Annotated in this window: 18 protein-coding genes and 2 pseudogenes; 14 read left to right on the top strand and 6 right to left on the bottom strand. The window is 67.4% G+C overall.

Features of this window, described 5'->3' with window-relative positions; translation table 11 throughout:
• The first annotated feature begins 247 nt into the window (after nucleotides 1-247).
• Nucleotides 248-460: a 30S ribosomal protein S21 gene (gene rpsU, locus M5C96_RS07600; protein WP_007833691.1), complete on the top strand. Its 213-nt coding sequence runs from the start codon at nucleotides 248-250 to the stop codon at nucleotides 458-460.
• 118 nt (nucleotides 461-578) lie between these two features.
• A complete protein-coding gene (locus M5C96_RS07595) occupies nucleotides 579-1,025 on the top strand; it encodes a GatB/YqeY domain-containing protein (RefSeq protein ID WP_272568278.1) in 447 nt (148 codons plus the stop codon).
• A gap of 78 nt (nucleotides 1,026-1,103) precedes the next feature.
• Here M5C96_RS07595 and M5C96_RS07590 read toward each other — a convergent pair whose 3' ends face one another.
• Nucleotides 1,104-2,054, bottom strand: a complete 951-nt coding sequence (locus M5C96_RS07590) for a LysR substrate-binding domain-containing protein (RefSeq protein WP_272568276.1) — start codon at nucleotides 2,052-2,054, stop codon at nucleotides 1,104-1,106.
• Nucleotides 2,055-2,162: 108 nt separating this feature from the next.
• Here M5C96_RS07590 and M5C96_RS07585 point away from each other — a divergent pair, with 108 nt between their 5' ends.
• Nucleotides 2,163-3,254: a tartrate dehydrogenase gene (locus tag M5C96_RS07585; protein ID WP_272568274.1), complete on the top strand. Its 1,092-nt coding sequence runs from the start codon at nucleotides 2,163-2,165 to the stop codon at nucleotides 3,252-3,254.
• Between the two features lie 236 nt (nucleotides 3,255-3,490).
• On the opposite strand, the pseudogene M5C96_RS07580 reads toward M5C96_RS07585, so the two are convergent.
• Nucleotides 3,491-4,192, bottom strand: a pseudogene (locus tag M5C96_RS07580) (Crp/Fnr family transcriptional regulator); the annotation flags it as partial.
• Nucleotides 4,193-4,422: 230 nt separating this feature from the next.
• On the bottom strand, nucleotides 4,423-4,602 hold the full coding sequence (locus M5C96_RS07575) for a hypothetical protein (protein ID WP_272568272.1): 180 nt from the start codon (nucleotides 4,600-4,602) through the stop codon (nucleotides 4,423-4,425).
• A 168-nt stretch (nucleotides 4,603-4,770) separates the two neighbouring features.
• On the opposite strand from M5C96_RS07575, the gene M5C96_RS07570 reads away from it, so the two are divergent.
• The 7 genes from M5C96_RS07570 to M5C96_RS07540 all read left to right on the top strand — a co-directional run bounded on the left by M5C96_RS07570 (nucleotide 4,771) and on the right by M5C96_RS07540 (nucleotide 13,721).
• Nucleotides 4,771-7,284, top strand: coding sequence for a polysaccharide deacetylase family protein (locus M5C96_RS07570; protein ID WP_272568271.1), 2,514 nt, complete (start codon nucleotides 4,771-4,773; stop codon nucleotides 7,282-7,284).
• Nucleotides 7,285-7,513: 229 nt separating this feature from the next.
• Nucleotides 7,514-8,632 (top strand): non-hydrolyzing UDP-N-acetylglucosamine 2-epimerase, encoded by a 1,119-nt coding sequence (gene wecB, locus M5C96_RS07565; RefSeq protein WP_272568269.1) that lies wholly within the window; start codon nucleotides 7,514-7,516, stop codon nucleotides 8,630-8,632.
• Between the two features lie 4 nt (nucleotides 8,633-8,636).
• Complete coding sequence (locus M5C96_RS07560) at nucleotides 8,637-9,941, top strand: glycosyltransferase family 2 protein (protein WP_272568268.1); 1,305 nt, start codon at nucleotides 8,637-8,639, stop codon at nucleotides 9,939-9,941.
• Nucleotides 9,934-10,989: a polymer-forming cytoskeletal protein gene (locus tag M5C96_RS07555; RefSeq protein WP_272568267.1), complete on the top strand. Its 1,056-nt coding sequence runs from the start codon at nucleotides 9,934-9,936 to the stop codon at nucleotides 10,987-10,989. Before M5C96_RS07560 ends, M5C96_RS07555 begins: the two co-directional genes overlap by 8 nt.
• Nucleotides 10,986-12,008 carry a hypothetical protein gene (locus M5C96_RS07550; RefSeq protein ID WP_272568265.1) on the top strand — a complete coding sequence of 341 codons (1,023 nt, stop codon included), beginning with the start codon at nucleotides 10,986-10,988 and terminating at the stop codon, nucleotides 12,006-12,008. Before M5C96_RS07555 ends, M5C96_RS07550 begins: the two co-directional genes overlap by 4 nt.
• Before the next feature lie 31 nt (nucleotides 12,009-12,039).
• Nucleotides 12,040-12,873, top strand: a complete 834-nt coding sequence (locus M5C96_RS07545) for a YaiO family outer membrane beta-barrel protein (RefSeq protein ID WP_272568264.1) — start codon at nucleotides 12,040-12,042, stop codon at nucleotides 12,871-12,873.
• Between the two features lie 11 nt (nucleotides 12,874-12,884).
• Nucleotides 12,885-13,721 carry a hypothetical protein gene (locus M5C96_RS07540; RefSeq protein ID WP_272568262.1) on the top strand — a complete coding sequence of 279 codons (837 nt, stop codon included), beginning with the start codon at nucleotides 12,885-12,887 and terminating at the stop codon, nucleotides 13,719-13,721.
• Nucleotides 13,722-13,789: 68 nt separating this feature from the next.
• On the opposite strand, the gene M5C96_RS07535 is transcribed toward M5C96_RS07540, so the two are convergent.
• On the bottom strand, nucleotides 13,790-14,518 hold the full coding sequence (locus tag M5C96_RS07535; RefSeq protein ID WP_442867369.1) for a Crp/Fnr family transcriptional regulator: 729 nt from the start codon (nucleotides 14,516-14,518) through the stop codon (nucleotides 13,790-13,792).
• Between the two features lie 313 nt (nucleotides 14,519-14,831).
• Between M5C96_RS07535 and M5C96_RS07530 the strand changes: the two are divergent.
• Together M5C96_RS07530 and M5C96_RS07525 are read left to right on the top strand one after the other, a co-directional pair.
• A pseudogene (locus tag M5C96_RS07530) lies at nucleotides 14,832-15,782 on the top strand (IS5 family transposase).
• A gap of 74 nt (nucleotides 15,783-15,856) precedes the next feature.
• On the top strand, nucleotides 15,857-16,519 hold the full coding sequence (locus tag M5C96_RS07525; protein ID WP_284428156.1) for an IPTL-CTERM sorting domain-containing protein: 663 nt from the start codon (nucleotides 15,857-15,859) through the stop codon (nucleotides 16,517-16,519).
• Between the two features lie 85 nt (nucleotides 16,520-16,604).
• Here the strand turns inward: M5C96_RS07525 and pmbA are convergent, their stop codons facing one another.
• Nucleotides 16,605-18,014, bottom strand: a complete 1,410-nt coding sequence (gene pmbA, locus M5C96_RS07520; RefSeq protein WP_272568260.1) for a metalloprotease PmbA — start codon at nucleotides 18,012-18,014, stop codon at nucleotides 16,605-16,607.
• An 86-nt stretch (nucleotides 18,015-18,100) separates the two neighbouring features.
• Between pmbA and yjgA the strand changes: the two genes are divergently transcribed.
• Together yjgA and mog are read left to right on the top strand one after the other, a co-directional pair.
• The gene (gene yjgA / locus M5C96_RS07515; protein WP_272568258.1) at nucleotides 18,101-18,766 is read left to right on the top strand and encodes a ribosome biogenesis factor YjgA; all 666 of its coding nucleotides are present in this window, start codon (nucleotides 18,101-18,103) and stop codon (nucleotides 18,764-18,766) included.
• A gap of 4 nt (nucleotides 18,767-18,770) precedes the next feature.
• Nucleotides 18,771-19,373 carry a molybdopterin adenylyltransferase gene (gene mog, locus M5C96_RS07510; protein ID WP_442867368.1) on the top strand — a complete coding sequence of 201 codons (603 nt, stop codon included), beginning with the start codon at nucleotides 18,771-18,773 and terminating at the stop codon, nucleotides 19,371-19,373.
• A gap of 106 nt (nucleotides 19,374-19,479) precedes the next feature.
• Here mog and cysE read toward each other — a convergent pair whose 3' ends face one another.
• The gene (gene cysE, locus M5C96_RS07505; protein ID WP_272568255.1) at nucleotides 19,480-20,265 is read right to left on the bottom strand and encodes a serine O-acetyltransferase; all 786 of its coding nucleotides are present in this window, start codon (nucleotides 20,263-20,265) and stop codon (nucleotides 19,480-19,482) included.
• Between the last annotated feature and the right edge of the window lie 33 nt (nucleotides 20,266-20,298).

Below are 20,298 nucleotides of genomic sequence, written 5' to 3'. Positions count from 1 at the left end.
GGAACGAACGGGGGGATGAATCGAATCAGCGCCACCGGGCCCCATGCAAATTCCAAGCCATACGCCCGGTGACAACGCGATCGGACCGCACCCATCGACAGAGCAGATTACAGGGCTATAATCTTCGGCTTTGCTGGCAATACCCCGTCGGCCAATACTAGTTACAGACGGGGGACCCGCTACACACGGCATTCAGGCCCGATCTCCTGGATACCCTCTGTGGGCACATTTTGGAAACCATTAGCTAATGACCACCATCCGCGTAAAAGAAAACGAACCCTTTGACGTCGCCCTGCGCCGCTTCAAGCGCACCATCGAAAAGCTCGGCCTGCTGACCGACCTGCGCGCCCGTGAGTTCTACGAGAAGCCCACCGCCGAGCGCAAGCGCAAGAAGGCCGCCGCCGTCAAGCGCCACTACAAGCGCGTTCGCAGCATGCAGCTGCCCAAGAAGCTGTACTAAGCTCTGACAGAGCCGGCCTCACCGCCGCAAAACCCGCGCTAGGGACGCCAAGCGCGGGTTTTTTCGTTTGGGGCACAGCGCGCCACCCCACCCACCCCTGATTTGAACGGAGAACACCATGAGCCTCAAAGAACAGATCACCGAAGACATGAAGACCGCCATGCGCGCCAAGGACGTCGAGCGCCTGGGCACCATCCGCCTGCTGCAGGCGGCGATCAAGCAAAAGGAAGTCGACGAGCGCATCACGCTGGACGACGCTGCCGTCGTCGCCATCCTGGACAAGCTCATCAAGCAGCGCAAGGACTCCATCACCGCCTTCGAAGGCGCGGGCCGCCAGGACCTGGCCGACAAGGAAAAGTCTGAAACGGCCGTGCTGCAGGCCTACCTGCCCGCGCGCATGTCCGCCGAGGAAACCCTGGCCGCCGTGAAAGCCATCGTGGCCGAACTGGGTGCCGCGGGCCCCGGCGACATGGGCAAGGTCATGGGCGTGGTGAAGACGCGGCTGGCCGGCAAGGCCGACATGGGCCAGGTCTCCGCCGCCGTGAAGGCCGCGCTGGCCGGCTGATCCGGCACCCGGGACGCGTGCAATGCGCGTCCTTGCAAAGCCGGGTGACGGCGCACCGCACCCGGCTGCCCCTCCCTCTCAATCCCCGGCACCGTCCACCGCACCGCTGCGTTCAGCATCACCGCTGGCCGCCCACTCCTGGCGGAAGTGCTCCTGCAGAAACTCCACGCATACGCGCACCTTGGCCGACAGATGGAGCCGCGTGGGATACACCGCCCACACATTCGCCTCCTGCCGCCACTCGGGCAGCACCGGCACCAGATGCCCTGCGCGCAACTGCGGCCCCACGTCCCACAGCGAGCGCAGCGTGATGCCGCGGCCGTGCACGGCCCACTGCACCACCATTTCCCCGTGGTTGGCCGACAGTGGGCCGCGCACCTTCACCGACTCTTCCACGCCGCCGCTGCGCAGGCGCCACACGCCGAACGGGTGGTCACGCTCCTTGATGACGAGGCAGTCGTGGCTGGACAGCTCCGCCAGCGTGCGCGGCATACCATGGCGCGCCAGATAGGCGGGCGCCGCGCACAGCACCCGGTGGTTGTCCGCCAGCCGCCGCGCGATCAGGTGCGGCGCGATCTCGTCGCCCACGCGCACGTCCAGGTCGAACCCCTCGCCCGCCACGTCCACCAGCCGGTCGAACACCTCCAGCCGCACCTGCAGGGCCGGATGGCGCTCCACCAACCGCGACAACGCCGGCGCCACCACGCGCCGCCCGAAGCCGAAACTGCAGCTCACCCGCAGCAGGCCGCGGGGCTCGCGCCGCGTGACCGCCACCTCCTGCAGCAGCTGGTCCACATCGTCCAGGATGCGCTGCGCCCAGTGGAAGACGCGCTCGCCCTCCTCCGTCACCACCACGCGGCGCGTGGTGCGGTGCAGCAGCTTGACGGCCAAATCCTCCTCCAGCAGTCGGATGCGCTTGCTCACATAGGCGGGCGAGGTGCCCAGCTCGGTCGCGGCCTCGCGGAAGCTCGATTTGCGCACCACCACGGTGAACACGCGCAGGTCGTCGTTGGAAGGAATTTTATGCACGAAGTGTGAAGAATGAGACCACAGGCGGCGGATTGTATTTTGCGCGGCACTGCCGAACAATGCCCCCATCCGGCACCTGCCGCTCTGCTTTTTTCCACAAGGACCCCCATGCAAAAAACCAAGTACCAGATCGCCGTGATCCCCGGCGACGGCATCGGCAAGGAAGTCATGCCCGAGGGCCTGCGGGCCATCCAGACCGCGGCCGAGCGCTTCGGCTTCGAACTGGAATGCCGCACCATCGACTGGGCCAGCTGCGACTACTACGCCGCTCACGGAAAAATGATGCCCGACGACTGGAAGGCCCAACTCGCCGGCGTGGACGCCATCTTCTTCGGCGCCGTCGGCTGGCCCGCCACCGTGCCCGACCATGTGTCCCTGTGGGGCTCGCTGCTCAAGTTCCGCCGCGAGTTCGACCAGTACATCAACCTGCGCCCCGTGCGCCTCTTCGAAGGCGTGCCGTGTCCCCTGGCCGGCAGGAAGCCCGGCGACATCGACTACTTCGTCGTGCGCGAGAACACCGAGGGCGAATACACGTCGCTGGGCGGCATCATGTACGAGGGCACCGACCGCGAGATCGTCATCCAGGAATCGGTCTACTCGCGCCACGGCGCCAACCGCCTCTTGAAGTTCGCCTTCGACCTGGCGCAGAGCCGCGCCAAGAAGCACGTGACCCTCGCCACCAAGAGCAACGGCATCGCCATCAGCATGCCCTGGTGGGACGCCCGCGCCGACGACATCGCCAAGGGGTACCCCGAGGTCACGCTGGATAAGCAGCACATCGACATCCTCACCGCGCGCTTCGTGCTGCAGCCCGGGCGCTTCGACGTGGTGGCCGCCACCAACCTGTTCGGCGACATCCTCAGCGACCTGGGGCCCGCCACCACCGGCACCATCGGCCTGGCGCCTTCGGCCAACCTGAACCCCGAGCGCACCTTCCCCAGCCTGTTCGAGCCCGTGCATGGCTCGGCGCCGGACATCTACGGCCAAAACATCGCCAACCCCATCGCCATGATCTGGTCGGGTGCGCTGATGCTGGACTTCTTGACGCAAGGCCAGGGCGCAGGGCGGCAGGCGCACGATGCCATCGTGGCGGCGATCGAAGAGGTCATCAAAACCGGGCCGAAGACGCCCGACTTAGGGGGCACGGCCAACACCACCCAGGTGGGCGAGGCCATCGCGGCACGAATCGCCCGGGGCTGATCCACCCACAGCGAGCATTGAAGGCGGCGCTGGCAGCGACTCCTTCAACGCGGGTCCGGCGCTCCCTTCGATGCTGGCAGGTGCGTGCGATGGCCAAGGTCGAGACTGTCCAGTCGCGCATGGACGGGTTCCATGGCGGCGTACGGCAGGATGCGATAGGGCTCCCGCGCAAGCCCATGGCCCGCACCATCCCCCCGCGCCGGCTCCGGCAGGTAGAGAAGGTGGTCATCGCATCTCGGCAGCAGGCGGTCATAGGCCCTCTTGACCACGCCGTAGCATTCGCAGGCCCGCCGTTCCAACCCGACCCGGTCCATGACCTCGATGCGGCCCCGGGCGTAGCGGATCAGGCCGGCCTTCTGCAACTTCATGGCGGCTTCGGTCACGCCTTCGCGCCGCACGCCGAGCATGGTGGCGATCAGTTCCTGCGTCATGAACAGCCAGTTGCCCTGGGTCCGGTCCATGCTCAGCAGGAGCCAGCGGCACAGTTGCTGGTCCAGCACATGGTGCCGGTTGCACGCGGCCGTGTGCGACATCTGCGACATGAGCGCCTGGATGTAGCGCAGCAGCAGATGCAGGACAGGTGGGCGGTTCACTTCTTCGCGAAAGAACTCGCTGCGCATGCGCAATGCCTTGCCCGCGTTCAGTACCACGGCCCGGATGGCGCCCGAAACGCCGCCCATGATGACCGAGATGCCCACCACGCCCTCGTTGCCGACGACCGCCAGCTGCGCGGACGAGCCGTCTTCCATCACGTGCAACTTGGAGACGATGGCCGTGGTGGGAAAGTAGACGTGGCTGGTCGTCACGTTCTCCTCGGACAGCACCTTGCCCAGAGGCAGGTCCACCATCTCCAGGAAAGGCAGCCACCGCTGCAGATCGACATCATCCAGCGCCGCCACAAGCGTGTTGCGTGACACCTCGGGGATACTTAATTGCATGCGCATGGTGGGGCGTGATGAGAGTGGAAATGTCAAATCAATATAGGTAAACCTTTTCAACTTCTCTGTTCGATAGCGAACACATAAAACCCGCCCGTGCAGGCCCGCACACCAAAGAGAGCGTTTCGCGGCGGGCACACGCAGTGGAACCACAGGCCCACCGCTGGCCGCCGGACACCGCCACAGGGCCAAGCACTGGCACCGAAGCCTTGTTCAGGGGGTGGGTCCGGCTAGAGCATGGTCAGCCAATGCACATGGTTGGCCGCCAGCATCATTTGGCGCTTTTCCTCTTCGAGGTCTGCAATCTGCGCGAGAGCCTGTGCCAGTGCAGCCTGCAAATGCTCCAGGGAACCCGGCGCCTGGCCTTCGGGCGGCACGGTGGCTTGGGATGCGATGGTGTGGTGGTCCATGGCGGGGGCCTTTCGTCTCGAACATGTTTTCAGCCGTTTTAGCGGCTTTGGATCGCACCATCCGTTCGCCAGCGTACCCAGGCCGGCGTCGTCGATGTACGGCAGCGAACAGAACCGCCGCAACCCCTCCTGCCCAATGGCCGCTCATCACCACGAAAGGGCGGGATCATGTCCATCTTCAGAGCCTTCTTCCACCATGCCGCCAGCACCCGGCAACGCGGGCATGCGGGGCGCCTCGTGTGTGCGGGTCTCCTTGTGCTGCTTTCCGCATGCGGCGGCGGCGATGATGGCAGCGGCGAATCGGCAGCCAGCACGGCCGCCGCCGGCACCCAGTCCTCCACCCCGGCCGCTGCGGGCGACCGCTGGCTGCCCCAGGTCAAGGCGGTGCAATTGCCATCCTCCACGCAGCCCCCCGCCACCGAAATGGCGGCCGATGCGGTGGCCGCGCAGCCAGCAACGCAACGGGCAGCGGTGGCTACGGTGGCTACGGTGGTCGCTCCCTTCAACAACGGGGTGGAAGACCCGGGCCTGCTGATGCTGCTGTTGCCCGACGACCAGCCCGCGACCGATCCGCGCGTGACGGCCTGGTTGGATGCCGCATCGGAGACGGGCACGCGCATCGCCGTGGTCACCGACGCGCAGTTCCTGGCCATGGCCCCGGCCAAGGCGCTCAAGTACGCCGGGCTCGTGCTGCCCGACCAGCTGCACGTGATCGCCACGGATGCATTGCTGGCCTCCGTGCGCAGCTATGTGACGGCAGGCGGGCGGGCACTGCTGACCTACGACTTCGGCGCCCTGACGCTCAATGCCAACAACCAGCCCGTCTATCCCATTCCGAAATCGCGGCTGAGCGATCTGGCGGGGGTGGACTATGTGCTGTACGACGCGCTGCTGGGCCAGATGGTGGGACTGGGCCCGGTGACGGCCATGCGCAGCACCATGCGCGAGCTGCTCGTGCCCCCGGGAAAGTCGCTGCCCTACAACCTGGTGCAATCGTCGGCCACCGCCTCCGAAGCCTCCGCGGTCGCACCCGGCACGGGCCAGGCCCCGACGGGAAGCAACGGCCTCCTGGGAGCGGCGCGCCTGGCCGTGGGCGAGGCGCTTTATCTGCCCACCAGTCCCGGCGACCCGGGCGGGGTCAAGGGGTTCGATCCGCAGCAGTTCCAGTCCCTGCCTTCCTACTCCGTGCAGGACCGGCAACGCTCGGCGGCGGGACAGGTGCGCGCTCGGTCGGTGACCGTGGATTTCGGCAAGGCATTCAAAGGCCGGCAGCCGGCGGCCGCCACCCGCGTGCAGCCCGCCGGCCTGGCACGGCATCCGCTGACGGTGGCATCGGCGGAGGCATCGCAGGCCAGTGCCTCGCTCGCCGGTGAATCGCTGCAGGCGGCGGAAGTGGACACGCTGGACGCGTACAACGGCTACCTGCTGGGCCACCTGATTTATCCGACCTACGTGACCACCGGCACCTACGCCGGAACACCGCTGGCGCTGTCCCCGTCGTTCGGACTCGTGGCGGGCATTCAGACGACCGGCACAGGCAAGGTGCTGTTCGTGAACATGCCCCTGACCTATCTGAAGGGGCGCACCGACGCATTGCCGATGCACGGCTTTCTGCGCTACTTCATGGAACACCTCGTACAAGGAGCCCACCTGTCGGCCATGCCCAACGGGGTGGCCGGAATGACGCTGGACTGGCATCTGGACTCGATGGCCGCGCAGCAGCCTTCGCTGCATCTGGAGGCTGCCGGCGTCTTCAACACGCACAAGTTCTCCATGGAGATGACGGCGGGGCCCGACACCATCGTGCCGGGCGACGGCCTGGGCTGGAACCTGAACAACAACACGGTGGCGCAGCAGTTGCTTAGTCGGCTGGACGCGAAAGGCCATGCGATCGGATCGCACGGCGGGTGGATCCACGACGACTACGGCCTCAACGCCACGGAGAACAACGCTGCGGAGTTCCAGCCGTATCTGGTGCAGAACAGGAGCGCAGTGGACACCGTCGTGGGCCGCCCGGCGCGCGGCTACTCGGCCCCCCAGGGCAACAATCCGCCATGGGCCATGACCTGGCTGGAGCAGCAAGGCGTGGTGGCGGCCTACTTCGGCGGCCACACCGGGCTGGGCGCCACGCGCCAGTACCGAGACGGCGTGCTGCTCAACCCGGCGCTGTGGGTGTTCCCGGTCACGCCCCAGGGCACGTATGCCACGTTCGAGGAATGGCAGGACTACAACGTGCCCAAGGCCGAGGTGAACGCTTGGTACCAGGCCATGGTGGACTTCTCGGTCAACTACAACACCAGCCGCATGGTGTACGCACACCCGCCCGGCGCGAACGACTGGATCGACGTCGTGAAGGGTCTGCTGGCCTATGGGCAGACGAAGGGCGCGAAGTTCAGGTGGTACACCATGCCACGCCTGGCCGATTTCATGGCAACGCGCAACCAGGTGGGCTGGACCCAGACCCTGCTGGCGAACGGCACGACGACGCGCTTCACGGCGACGCACCCCACCACGATGGCCGAGATGGTGTGGATGCTGCCCAAGGCCCGCTACCTGCGGCCCACCATCGTCACCGCGGGGTCGGTGACCGTCTCGGACGGCGGTACGGTCTGGCTGGTCACGGGCAAGCCGGTGACGCAGGCCCAGTTCCAGGCGCAGCGCAACCCCGCGTTCATTCCTTGAACCCCCACTGACGCTGTGCCGGGCAAGCGCTGCGCTATGTGGGTCAGCGAACAGACCGCTCGCCAAACCGCACGCACCATCGCCCGTGCCGTTCAGAAAGAGATCGGGCCGATGGAGCATGGGGCTCCCGCCACTCCACTGCAGCGTGCCCGCCGGCACTGCGCCCCCTCCGGGATGCCTGGCTTTTTCCTCTTTCCTCTCCACCCCCACCACCGCAAAGGATCGAGCCATGCAGGACATTCTCATCGTCTCGGGCACGCGCCCCGAGATCATCAAGCTGGCACCCCTGTACCACGCACTGCGGTCGCTCAGCTGGGCCCACGTGCATTGGCTGCACACGGGCCAGCACGATGAAATGGCCATCCAGATGCTGGACTGCTTCACCATCCGGCCGGACATCGTGCTCCACCGCGAAGGCAGCACCCTGCAGGAATTCAGCGCCGGCTGCCGCCGCCAGATCGACGGGGTGCTGCAGGCGAAAGACTATGCGCTGGTCATCGTGCAGGGCGATACCGAGTCCGCTTTCATCGGCGCGCTGGCGGGCTTCTATCGTGGCCTGCCCGTGGCCCACGTGGAGGCGGGGTTGCGCACCTACAACCTGGCGCGGCCCTTTCCCGAAGAAGGGCTGCGCCAGATGATCAGCCGGCTCGCGCAGTTCCACTTTCCGCCCACCTCGCGCTCGCGCACCGCGCTGCGGTCGGAGGGCATCCCCGACGAACGCATCCACGTGACGGGCAACACCGTGGTGGATGCGCAGCACTGGACCTGCACCCACCACGGGGTGCGGCGTCGCACCACCGGTCGGGGGCACCTGCTGGTCACCTTCCACCGACGCGAGAGCTGGGGCGAAGGCGTGCGCGGCATCTGCCGGGCCATCGCCGATCTGGCGCGGCAGAACCCCGGGCTGCAGGTGCTGTTTCCGGTGCACAAGAACCCCGTGGTGCGCGAGCCGGTGCAGGCGCTGCTGGGCGGCATCGCCAACATCCAGCTGAGCGATCCGCTCGATTACATGGACATGCAGCAGGCGCTCGCCGATGCCTGGCTGCTGCTCACGGACTCGGGTGGACTGCAGGAAGAAGCCCCGACCTTCGGCGTGCCCGTGCTGGTGCTGCGTGACGAAACCGAGCGGCCCGAGGCCGTGCAGGCCGGTTGCGCGCTGCTCATCGGTCCGTCGTACGACGCCATCGTCTCGCACGTCACGCGGCTGCTGGGCGACCCCCACGCGCACCGGCAGATGGCGCAGGTGCACAGCCCCTTCGGCGACGGCCAGGCCTGCCAGCGCATCGTCTCCGTGCTGGCGAGCCACCTGGTGCCCGCCGCACCCATGCCCTTGCCCCTGGCGGCCTGACACCATGCATCCGCTCGGACTTCTTCCCGCCTTCTCGGCGCAGCCGGTCGCCGCCGTGATGGCCTATCTGCTGATGTTCGTGGTGCTGTTCATGGTGCTGTACGGCATCAGGCACTTCGCGTTCACCATGAGCCGGCTCGTCGGCACGCAGCGCCACCCCTATCTGGACATCGCGGTGGCTCAGTGGCCCATGATCACCGTGTTCATTGCCGCGCACAACGAAGAGAAGGTCATCGCCGGCTGCATCGAGGCGCTGCTCAAGACCGACTACCCCGCCGACCGCATGATGATCATTCCGGTGAACGATCGCTCCAGCGATGCGACGGCGCAGATCATCAACGGCTACGACGAACGGTTCCCGTCCCGGCTGGCCCCCTTTCACCGCACCAGCGGCAAGCCGGGCAAGTCGGCGGCGCTCAAGGACGCACTGCGCTTTGCCGAGGGCGACATCGCCATCATCTTCGATGCCGACTACGTGCCCGGGCGCGGGCTGCTCAAGCAACTGGTGGCGCCCTTCTTCGATCCGGAAGTGGGTGCGGTGATGGGCCGCGTGGTGCCCGTCAACAGCGGCGCGAACCTGCTGACCCGGCTGCTGGACCTGGAGCGCTCGGCCGGCTACCAGGTCGACCAGCAGGCGCGGATGAACATGAACCTGATGCCGCAGTACGGCGGCACCGTGGGGGGCGTGCGCATGTCGGCCGTGGAGGCCGTGGGCGGCTGGCACGACGACACGCTGGCCGAGGACACCGACATCACCTTCCGGCTCATGTTCAACGGCTGGAAGACCGTGTACACCAACCGCTCGGAGTGCTACGAGGAAGTGCCCGAGGAATGGCCCGTGCGCATCAAGCAGGTCAAGCGCTGGGCCAAGGGGCACAACCAGGTGCTGGCGCGGCACTGGTGGAAATTCGTCACCAGCCCCTACCTCACGCTGGGCCAGCGCGTGGACGGAATGCTGCTGCTGTTCGTCTTCGTGATCCCGCTCATCATGCTGGCCGGCTGGTGCCTGGCGCTGGGGCTGTACTTCCTCAATGCAGGGTCGCTGCTGTCGCAATTGATCCCCGTGTTCGCGCTGATGGTCTACGGCACGCTGGGCAACTTCGCCGCGTTCTTCGAGATCGTCATCGCGGTGCTGATCGATGGCAACCGCCGGCGCCTGCGGCTGCTGCCATTGAACATGCTGGGCTTCATGGTGAGCCTGTTCGCCATCTCCGGCGCCGTGTGGAGCCTGCTTCTGGACGCTCTCTTCAAGCGCGAGATGGTGTGGGACAAGACGGCGCGTTACCGCAACGAGGTCAAAAATGCCTGAATACCCTTCCATGCTGCTGGCCTTCGCGACGGCCTGCGCCGCGCTGTTCTTGCTGCCTTTCGTGCCCGCCATCCGCGAATGGCGCCGCCCGACCGACAGCGCGGCCCTGCTGGTTCCACCCGACCATGCGGCCGACATCGACCACTTCGCCCGGCGGCTGCGCGCCGATGCGCAGGCCCGGCTCGGCCACGGCGAGTCCACGGGGTACGAGTCCTTCGACCTGATCCCGCCCGACGCCGCGCCTGCGGCATGGGCCAGCGCCCGGGCCCGCCTGCTGGCGTGCGGCGATGTGACGACGCCCGCGGCCATCGTCGCGCTGCAGCCCGTGTTCGTGGAAGGCAGCATGCACGTGGGTGCCGGCAGCGCGTTCTCCAGCCTCTATGCCACGCGCGACCTGGAGTTGGGTAACGGCAGCAAGATCACCGATTGGGCGCATGCCGACGGAGAGCTGCGCCTGGGCCCCGGCAGCACGGCCCTGCGGCGCGTGTCCGCGGGCGCGGCGGTGAAGCTGGCCGCCCCCTGCTGGTTCGAGCGGCTCCATGCGCCCGTGGTGCGGCTGGGAGGCCCGGGCACGGGTCAGCCCTCCACGGCCCCGCCCACCCCCACGCCGCCGGCCCAGCAGACGGCCAGCTATGCCACGCTGGCGCACGCCATCCAGCGCACCCCGCAGCTGTACATGGTGCGGGGTGACTGCACGCTGGCGGAGCACTCCATCTACCGTGGCTCCCTGGTGGTGACGGGGTTCCTCACCATCAGCCCCTTCACCACCGTGGTCGGCGACATCAAGGCGCGCGGCGGCATCACGCTGGGAGAAGGGGCCGTCGTGCACGGCGCCATCACCTGCGAGCAGTCCGCGTACCTGCTGCCCGGTGCGCTAGCGCTGGGGCCGGTGGTGTGCGAAGGCGATGTGATGCTCGGTGCGCGCACCGTTGTCGGGCTGCCCGATGCGTTGACGACCGTGAGCGGGCGCTGCATCGTGGCGGAGGAAGGCGCGGTCGTGCACGGCACGCTCTGGGCCCACGAGATCGGCATGGTGAAGCAGGCATGAACACCCGCCTCTCCCGCGCCCTGCAAGCCCTGGCCGCCATCGCGGCCATGGCGTTGCCCCTGCCCTTCGCCAACGCCGCGGGCACCGCCAGCAGGGCGGGCGCTGCCACGCTACTGGACCTGCAGGCGTACGGCGGCGACAGCGGCGCCATCACCATCCTGCATGGCGGCGCGGCCAGCGACCCCTACTTCACGCTGCAGGCGCTGCTGCTCGCGCACGACAACGGCCTGGACATCCAGGGCCCGGCCGTCCGGTTCGCGGACTGGCTGGTGCCGCAGCAAAAACCCGACGGCACGTTCGACCGCTTCTGCCGCGATGACGGCGGCGGGTGGAAGGCCTGCAAGACCGCCGATGCCGACGACTCGCTGCTGGCGATGTGGCTCAGGCTGCTGCAGGCCATGCCGGCGCACGTGAAAGCCTCGCCCGCCTTGCGCAAGAGCCAGACCACCAGCCGGGCGGCGCTGGCCCACCTCTACCAGCCCTCGCGCGGGATCTACATGGTGTCGCCGGTGTACCTGCACGGCCTGTTCATGGACAACCTGGAGGTCTGGTCGCTGCGCGTGCGCGAGCCCCTGAGCGCGCCGGGCGCCGAGCCGTCCGAGCGGCTGGCGCAGGCCATCCACGACACGTTCTGGGACCCGGTGAACCGCCGTTTCCTGGTGTCCACGCAGATGGAGCAGCGCGCGCAACCGGCGGCCTTCTACCCGGACCACGTGGCCCAGCTGTTTCCGCTGATGGTGGGCTTTCCCCTCCTGCCGGACTCGGCCGACGCCCATTACCGCGACTGGATGCGCCGGCACCGAAGCGAGTGGCTGGCCCAGGGCCAAACCGACTACCCGTGGGGAATCATCGCCGTGCTGGCGCTGCGCCGCAACGACCCGGACACCGCCCGCTGCTGGGTGCGCCACAGCGCCCCGCTGCGGCATTCGGCCCGCTGGGCGGTCACCGACGAAGTGTCCTTCCAGATCCTGGCCAGCAAGGGTGTGGTCGCCGCCCCTCCCGCGACCGCCTGCCGCTAGCCGACCCGCCCCCCCCATTGGAGCCCCCCGCATGCAACGCCACCCGGCCCTTCACTTTCTCTGGCTGCTTGCCCTGTGCGCGCCCGCGCCCGGCCTGGCCCAGGCACCCGCCACAGGACAGGACCTGGTCATCCCCGCGCCGCCCGCACCCGTCGAAGAGCGCACCCGCAGCCTGCAGCTCAGCGCGGGGACGCAGCACCTGAGCGGCCCCTACGGCAACTGGCGCGACATGACGCTCACCGGCGGATGGGGCCTGCCCGGCCATGTGCTGCAGGGCGAGCTGTCTTCGCACCGGCGCTTCGGCGTGGGCGGCACCTACCTGGGCGTGGGAGATACATACCGTTTCGACGAAGACTGGTACGGCTCGGTGACCCTCGGCGCTGGCGACGGCGCGTTCTACCTGCCCAAGTACCGCGTGGACGCCACGCTGAACCGCAAATTCCTGGCCGACCGCCGGCTGGTGGGCACCCTGGGCGCGGGCTACTACAGGGCGCCGGACGGTCACTCCGACCGCAGCGTGCTGCTGGGGGCCACCTACTACTTCGAGGCGCCCTGGATCGTCGAGGGCGGCGTGCGCTTCAACGAAAGCGCCCCGGGCAGCGTGAACACGCGCCAGCACTTCGTGGCCCTGACCTGGGGCCGCGCCAAGGCCGACCTGGTGACCGCGCGGGTCGGCTGGGGGGGCGAAGGCTATCTGGCCACCGGCCCCGCCACGCAGCTGGTCAACTTCACCAGCCGCGAGGCCAGCATCGCCTGGCGACACTGGATCGGCCAGAACACCGGCCTGCTGCTGGCCGTGAACCGCTACAGCAACCCGCTGTACCGGCGGGCGGGCGCCACCGTCGGCCTGTTCCACGATTTCTGAGCAGAGACGCCATGACACCAACCACCCCCATCCCGGCCGATGCCGCGCATCCGCACGGCCGCGCCTTCGCCGCCACCTTCGAGGCCTTGCGCGAAACCGGCAGGCAGGTGCACAGCCGCCCGCACCGCTCCATGACCCCCCTGAAGGTGACGCCCTTCCTGCTGATCCAGGCCATCGTGCTGCCCGCGGCGCTGTGTGCGCTGTTGGTGTGGGGGCGGCGCGACCTGTTCGACTTCTGGCGGGACGTCATCGTGTTCTGGTCGCAGGCCCTGGACATTCCTTTGCGGCGATTGCTGATCGACGGCCGCGTGGGCTCGGACGGCATGGCGCTCACCGCGGGCGCGAGCGACCGCCCCCTGCCCGGCATGGCCGGCATGGCGGCCGCGGCGGGCATGGTGGTGGTGCTGCTCTTGGCCTCGCTGCGGATGCGCAAAGCCAGCCTGCCCCTCAAGTACCCGATGCGCATCATCGGCGTGGTGCAGGCGTTCGCGCTGGCCTACTTCTGGTTCATCCCGCAGCATTTTCCGTACACGATTTCCCGGCACAGCGAAGAGCTGATGTTCATCGGCTACGTGATGATGGTCGCCACGCCGGTGATGCTGGGCGCCGGCTACTACATCCTGAACGAAAGCCTGCTGTCGAAGGTGGGCAACACCCTGGCGATCCTGGCGTTCTTCGCGTTGCTCATCCCCCACCAGGTGATGGCGCAGGCGTTCCTCATGCACCATCTGTCGGTGCTCTACATGCCGGTGCTGTACATCTGCTTCGGCGCCGTGTTCGATGCGCTCGTGTTCGTGGCGCTGTACTCCTGGGTCATGAGCGACGTATCGCCGAACGCCATGCGCTGAGAGAAAGGACAGCGCAACCGCCGCTTGCGGAATGACCGGCCCTGCGGCGCAGCCCCGGAACGAACCGCTCAGAGGCTGTGCGAGGGCGGCAACAGCCGGTCGTACTCGCGCTTGACCACGGCGTAGCACTCGCACGAGCGCTGCTCCAGCGCAGGCCGGTCCAGCACCTCGATGCGCCCGCGCGTGTAGCGGATCAGCCCAGCCTTCTGCAGCTTCATGGCCGCTTCCGTCACGCCTTCGCGCCGCACGCCCAGCATGCCCGCGATCAGCTCCTGCGTCATGACGAGCGTGCTGCCCTCCAGCCGGTCCAGGCTGAGCAGCAGCCAACGGCACAGTTGCTGGTCCAGCATGTGGTGGCGATTGCAGACCGCGGTCTGCGACATCTGCGTGATGAGTGCCTGGATGTAGCGCAGCAGCAGCGGCAGGATGGCCGGATTGGCCACGTCGCCGCGGATGCGATCGGCCCGGATGCGAAAGGCCCGGCCGGCGCTCTGCACCACGGCCCGGCTCAGGATCGACCCGCCCCCCATGAAGAGGGAAATGCCCACCACGCCTTCCCGCCCCACGACGGCGATCTCCGCGGAGGAGCCGTCTTCCATCACATACAGCAGCGACACGATGGCGGTGGACGGAAAGTAGATGTGCCGCACCGCCGCGCCGGACTCGTACAGCACCTGCCCCAGCGGAAGCTCCAGCACATCGATGAGGGGTAGCCAGCGCTGCAAATCGTCTGCGGCCATCGCATGCAGTATTCCGTTGCTGGAGACGTCGTCAGGTTGCAGTGGAACGCGGGACATAGGTGTGGCTTGTTCGCTTGAGTGTTTCAAAAAGTATATGAACAACGCGGAATGACTTATGTGCGGTAGCGAACATAAGGGAGCTTGTTGCGAAAAGGCATTCACGGGACATCTACGCCAAAATATCGCCAACACATTGCCAAGGTTCGGTTGGGCGCGCTGATGCTGGACTTTTTGACATAAAGCCAGGGGAAGGACTGCAGGACTCTAGATGCCATCTTGCCGACGAGTGAAGTGATCAAAAATGGGGTGGAGACACCGGGCTTGGGCTTTGTTGCACAAATCGCGATGCTGATGCCCGTAGACTGACTGCGTGACAGAGACGAAGAACAGGCAGCGGAGCAAGTACCGCACGACGAACTGGAAGGCGTACAACGCGGCGCTGAAAGCGCGAGGCTCGTTGACGATGTGGCTAGATGAGGGCATGCAGTGGTTTGGCACGCCGACCGGCAGGCGTGGACGCAGCCGAACCTTCTCGGACGCAGCAATCCAGTTCTGCCTGAGCATCAAGTGCCTGTTCGGCCAGCCCTTGCGACAGGCGCTGGGCATGGTGCAGAGCCTGCTGCGGCTGGCAAAGCTGGACTGGCCGGTACCTGACTTCAGCACTGTTTGCCGGCGCCAAAAGACCTTGCAGGTCGAACTGAGCTACCAGCGAACCAACTCGCCGCTGCAGTTGCTGGTGGACAGCACCGGCATCAAGTTCCTGGGCGAAGGAGAGTGAAAACGCAAGAAGCATGGTGCTGAATACCGGCGCGAATGGCGCAAGGTCCATCTGAGCATCGACGCGCAGACGCTGGAAATACGCGCCATCGAGGTGACCAGCAACGCCATTGGGGATGCGCCGATGTTGCCCGGGTTGCTGGCTCAGATTCCCACTGACGAATCCATCGAAAGCGTCAGTGCCGATGGCGCCTACGACACGCGCGCCTGCCTGGACGCCATTGCCGAGCGGCACGCGATGGCGGTGATCCCGCCCCGCAAGAACGCCAGCCATTGGAAGAAGTCGAGTCCGGGCTCGGCGCATCGTAATGAGGCCATTCGGGCGTGCCAGCGCCTGGGTCGCGGCATTTGGAAGAAGTGGAGCGGCTACCACCGGCGCAGCCTTGTGGAGACGAAGATGCACTGCTTCAAGCGACTGGGCGAACGGGTGATCGCGCGCACGTTCGACCGCCAGGTTGTGGAGCTGCATGTCCGCGTGGCCTTGCTCAATCGGTTCAGTCAGATCGGCCGTCCTCACACCGTGTCGGTGACTGCTGTGGCATAGGTCCGTCTGGGGTTGGGGTCATGCCGTCTGCAATTCGATTTGTGCAACAGCGCCGAAAAATCCTATTGGGCACCGTGCTCACCCTGGCGGCCGGCACATCGTTCGGTGCCACGGTCAACATCAACAGCACCGGCAACTACGCCAGCCTGCAGAACTACACGAACTGCACCACGACGCCCGCGAGCCTATGCGCCAACTTCCTGACCACGAACAACGTGACCGGCACGTTCACGACGGCCGGCAACCTGCCGGCCAACGCCAGCAACCTGGAGATCGGCTCGACCGTCACCTCCTACAGCTTCTCCACCGGGCTCGATACCGTCGCCTCGACCGATGCCAATGCGCGCCTGAACACGCTGCGCATCTCCACCGACGCCTCCGGCAACATCACGAACGTGAATCTGATGCAGGCCGTGCTGTGGCTGACGGGCACGGCGCCCCACACCACGGCGGACCGTTTCACGGCCGCAGTGATCGCCAGCAACGCAGGCACCGCCACCCACAATTCCGGCTGCCAGACCGTGGGCACGGGCAACAGCGGGGTCACCAACACCTGCCTCGTCTCCACCGTGACCGACACCTCCCGCAGCACGGCCAACGCCTCGCCCGTGAGCTTCTCCATGGCGGCCGCCGCGGTGACGGCATCGCCGATTCCCACCGTATCCGAATGGGGCCTAATGTTGATGGCCTCGCTGCTCGGCATGTTCGGCATCGCCCGCCTGCGCCGCCAGCGCTGATCGGTTTTCGCTCAGCCCAACAAAAAACCCGCCGCTGGCGGGTTTTTTGTTGGGGCAGGTGCTTTCGGCATCGCTGCGTGCTGCATCAGCTGCCCGCCACCTTCATGCGGTTCACGAGGATCGAGCCCACGGTCTTGGCGCCGTAGTTGTAGGCATCGGCGCCCACGGCTTCGATGCCTTTCAGCATGTCCTTCAGGTTGCCGGCGATGGTGATCTCATGCACCGGGTAGGCGATCTGGCCGTTCTCCACCCAGAAGCCGCTGGCGCCGCGCGAGTAGTCGCCCGTCACGTAGTTCACGCCCTGCCCCATCAGCTCGATCACGAACAGGCCGGTGCCCAGCTTTTTCAGCATGGCGTCGAGGTCGTCGCCCGCGCGGGTGCGGCGCGAGGTGAGCGTGAGGTTGTGCGAGCCGCCCGAGTTGCCGGTGGTCTTCATGCCCAGCTTGCGCGCCGAGTAGCTGGACAGGAAGTAGCCCTCCACGCGGCCGGCATCCACCACCTTGCGGGGCGCCACGCGCACGCCTTCGTCGTCGAAGGGCGAACTGCCCTTGCCGCGAAGAATGAAGGGGTCTTCCAGGATGTCGATGTGCTTGGGCAGCACCGGCTTGCCCAGCGAGTCGAGCAAGAAGGTGCTCTTGCGGTACAGCGCGCCGCCGCTCACGGCCTGCACGAAGCCGCCCAGCAGGCCGGCCGCCAGGGGCGACTCGAACAGCACGGGGCACTGCGTGGTGGGGATCTTGCGGCTGCCCAGGCGGCTCAGGGCGCGTTCGGCGGCGTAGCGGCCCACCTGGGCCGGCGCGGCCAGCTCGCGCGCATCGCGCATGGAGCTGTACCAAGCATCGCGCTGCATGTCGGCATTCTTGCCGGGCAGCGCGGCGATGGGCGCCACCGACAGGCTGTGGCGCGAGCTGGCATAGCCGCCGCGAAAGCCGCGCGTGTGGGCGCTGAAGAAGTGGCTCTGCTGGGCCGACACGCCCGCGCCTTCGCTGTTGGTGATGCGGCGGCTGGTCTGCAGCGCGGCGGCTTCGCATTCCATGGCGATGCGCGCGGCCTCCTCGCTGGTGATGGCCCAGGGGTGGAACAGCTCCAGCTCGCGGTGCGAGTCCTCGGGGGCGATGTCGGCCTCGTCCGGCAGGCCGGCCACCGGGTCTTCGGCGGTGAAGCGGGCGATGTCGTAGGCGGCCTGCACCGTCTGCTCGATGGCGGCGTTGGAAAAATCCGAGGTGCTGGCGTTGCCGCGCCGGTGGCCGATGTAGACCGTCACGCCCAGCGACTTGTCGCGGTTGCGCTCGACGTTCTCCAGCTCACCCTTGCGCACGCTGACCGACAGGCCGCAGCCCTCGGAGGCCTCGGCGCCGGCGTCGGTGGCGCCCAGCTTCTTGGCGTGCGCCAGGGCTCGGTCCACGAGGTCTTCGAAAAACGGGCGGGTGTAGCTGAAACCGCTGTCGGGTGTCTTCGGGGCGGCGCCGGCGGCGCGTGGGCTGGGTGTATTCATATCGGCGGCTATGATACTTGCCGCCTTCGGCGCCAAGGTGCCGAAGCCTGTATGGGCACACGCGTGCCCCTCCCATTGCCCCCACCATGTCACGCAAACCCAAAAAAGGCTACTACGTGCGAGGCCAGTTCGTTGCCGAAGGCAGCGAGCTGGACATCGAACTGAAAGCCGAGCTCAAAGGCACGCACGAAGCGAGCCGGACCGACCTGAAGCGCGAGAGCGATGCGCTGCAGAAGCTCGGCGAAGACCTGCTCACGCTGCGCGCCGACCTGATGGAACGCCTGCAGCTGCCCGAGAAGCTGCGCGACGCGCTGGCCGAGGCCAGGCGCATCACCAACTTCGAGGGCAAGCGCCGCCAGATGCAGTACGTCGGCAAGATCATGCGCCAGCTCGATCCCACCGCCGTGGCCGCCGCCCAGGCCGCGCTGGACGAGCAGCACAACGGCTCGGCCGCCGAAAAGCTCGCGCTGCACGCCTCCGAGCGCTGGCGCGACCGGCTGATCGCCGACGACGCCGCGCTGCCCGAATGGCTGGAGCGCTTTCCGCGCACCGACACGCAGCAGATCCGCGCGCTCATCCGCCAGGCGCGCAAGGATGCGCAGCCCGAGGGCAAGGTCGCGAACGTGCAGGTGTCCGAGGGCCTGGCCCCACGCAAGGGCCGCGCCTACCGCGAGCTGTTCCAGCTGGTGCGCGAGCAGATGGAAGACGCGGCCACCCACGCCCGCCACGAAGAGACCGGCCGCGATGCCTGACGCCGTGGCACCTGCCGCAACCGGCGGCTTCGAGCCGGTGCGCATCGGCATCGTCTCCATCAGCGACCGGGCCAGCACCGGCGTCTACGAGGACAAGGGCCTGCCCGCACTGCAGGACTGGCTGGCCCGCGCGCTGCGCAACCCCATCGCCTTCGAGCCCCGGCTGATCCCCGACGACCAGGCCACCATCAGCGCCACGCTGATCGAGCTGGCCGACACCGCCGGCTGCAGCCTCGTGCTGACCACCGGCGGCACGGGCCCCGCCCTGCGCGACGTCACGCCCGAGGCCACGCTGGCCGTGGCCCACAAGGAGATGCCGGGCTTCGGCGAGCAGATGCGCCAGATCGGCCTGCGCTTCGTGCCCACGGCCATCCTCTCGCGCCAAGTGGCGGTGGTGCGCGGCAGCACGCTCATCGTCAACCTGCCTGGCCAGCCCAAGGCGATTGCGGAAACGCTGGAGGGCCTGCGGGGCGAGGACGGCAGCCAGATCGTGCCGGGCATCTTCGCCGCGGTGCCCTACTGCATCGATTTGATCGGCGGGCCGTACCTGGAAACGCACGACGCGGTGTGCAAGGCGTTCCGGCCGAAATCGGCCGTGCGGCGCTGATGCTATATTTTTTATAGCATAACGCCCTAGTATTTATTGCGTTGCAGGCCTTTTTGGCTTGCACACCGAAGCCGGGGCCGCCACCGGCCACTGACCACCGCGCCGGCTACTTCCCCACCAGCTCGTTGAGCTTGTCCGCCTGGAACTGCTCCTCGCGCGCCGCGTCGCAGGGCACGCAGTCCTTGGCCGGTGCCTGCGGGTTGGCCGAAAGCTTTTCGATGGCCTGCCACAGCAGCGCGATCTGGTGCTCCTGCGACGAGGCGTTGTCGATCAGGCCGCGCATGGCCTGCGAGAGCGGGTCGTCTTCCTGCGTGATGCCGTAGGCGGTGAACGGGCGCGAGGCCTGCGGCTCGGTCACGTCGGCGCTCTGGCCGGCCTTGGAGGGAATGATGCGGGCCGGGATGCCCACGGCCGTGGCGCCTGGCGGCACGGGCTTGATGACCACCGCGTTGCTGCCGATCTTGGCGCCGTCCCCCACCTCGAAGCCGCCCAGCACCTTGGCGCCGGCGCTCACCACCACGTCCTTGCCCAGCGTCGGGTGGCGCTTGGCGCCCTTGTAGAGCGATGTGCCGCCCAGGGTCACGCCCTGGTAGATGGTGCAGCCGTCGCCGATTTCGGCGGTTTCGCCGACCACCACGCCCATGGCATGGTCGAAGAAGACGCGCTCGCCGATCTTGGCGCCCGGGTGGATCTCGATGCCGGTCATCCAGCGCGCGAAATGCGAAATGAAGCGCCCCAGCCACGGCAGGCCGTGGCGCCAGCACCAGTGCGCCGGCCGGTGCAGCCAGATCGCGTGCAGTCCGGGGTAGCAGGTGACCACCTCCCAGGTGCTGCGCGCGGCGGGGTCGCGGTCGAGGATGCACTGGACGTCGGAGCGCAGGCGGGCAAACATGGGGTGGTGGGGCGTGGGGGCGCAGCGGAAAAA

The organism is Acidovorax sp. GBBC 1281 (assembly GCF_028473645.1).
GTDB lineage: Bacteria > Pseudomonadota > Gammaproteobacteria > Burkholderiales > Burkholderiaceae_C > Paracidovorax.
This window is presented reverse-complemented; position numbering and strand designations above follow the sequence as displayed.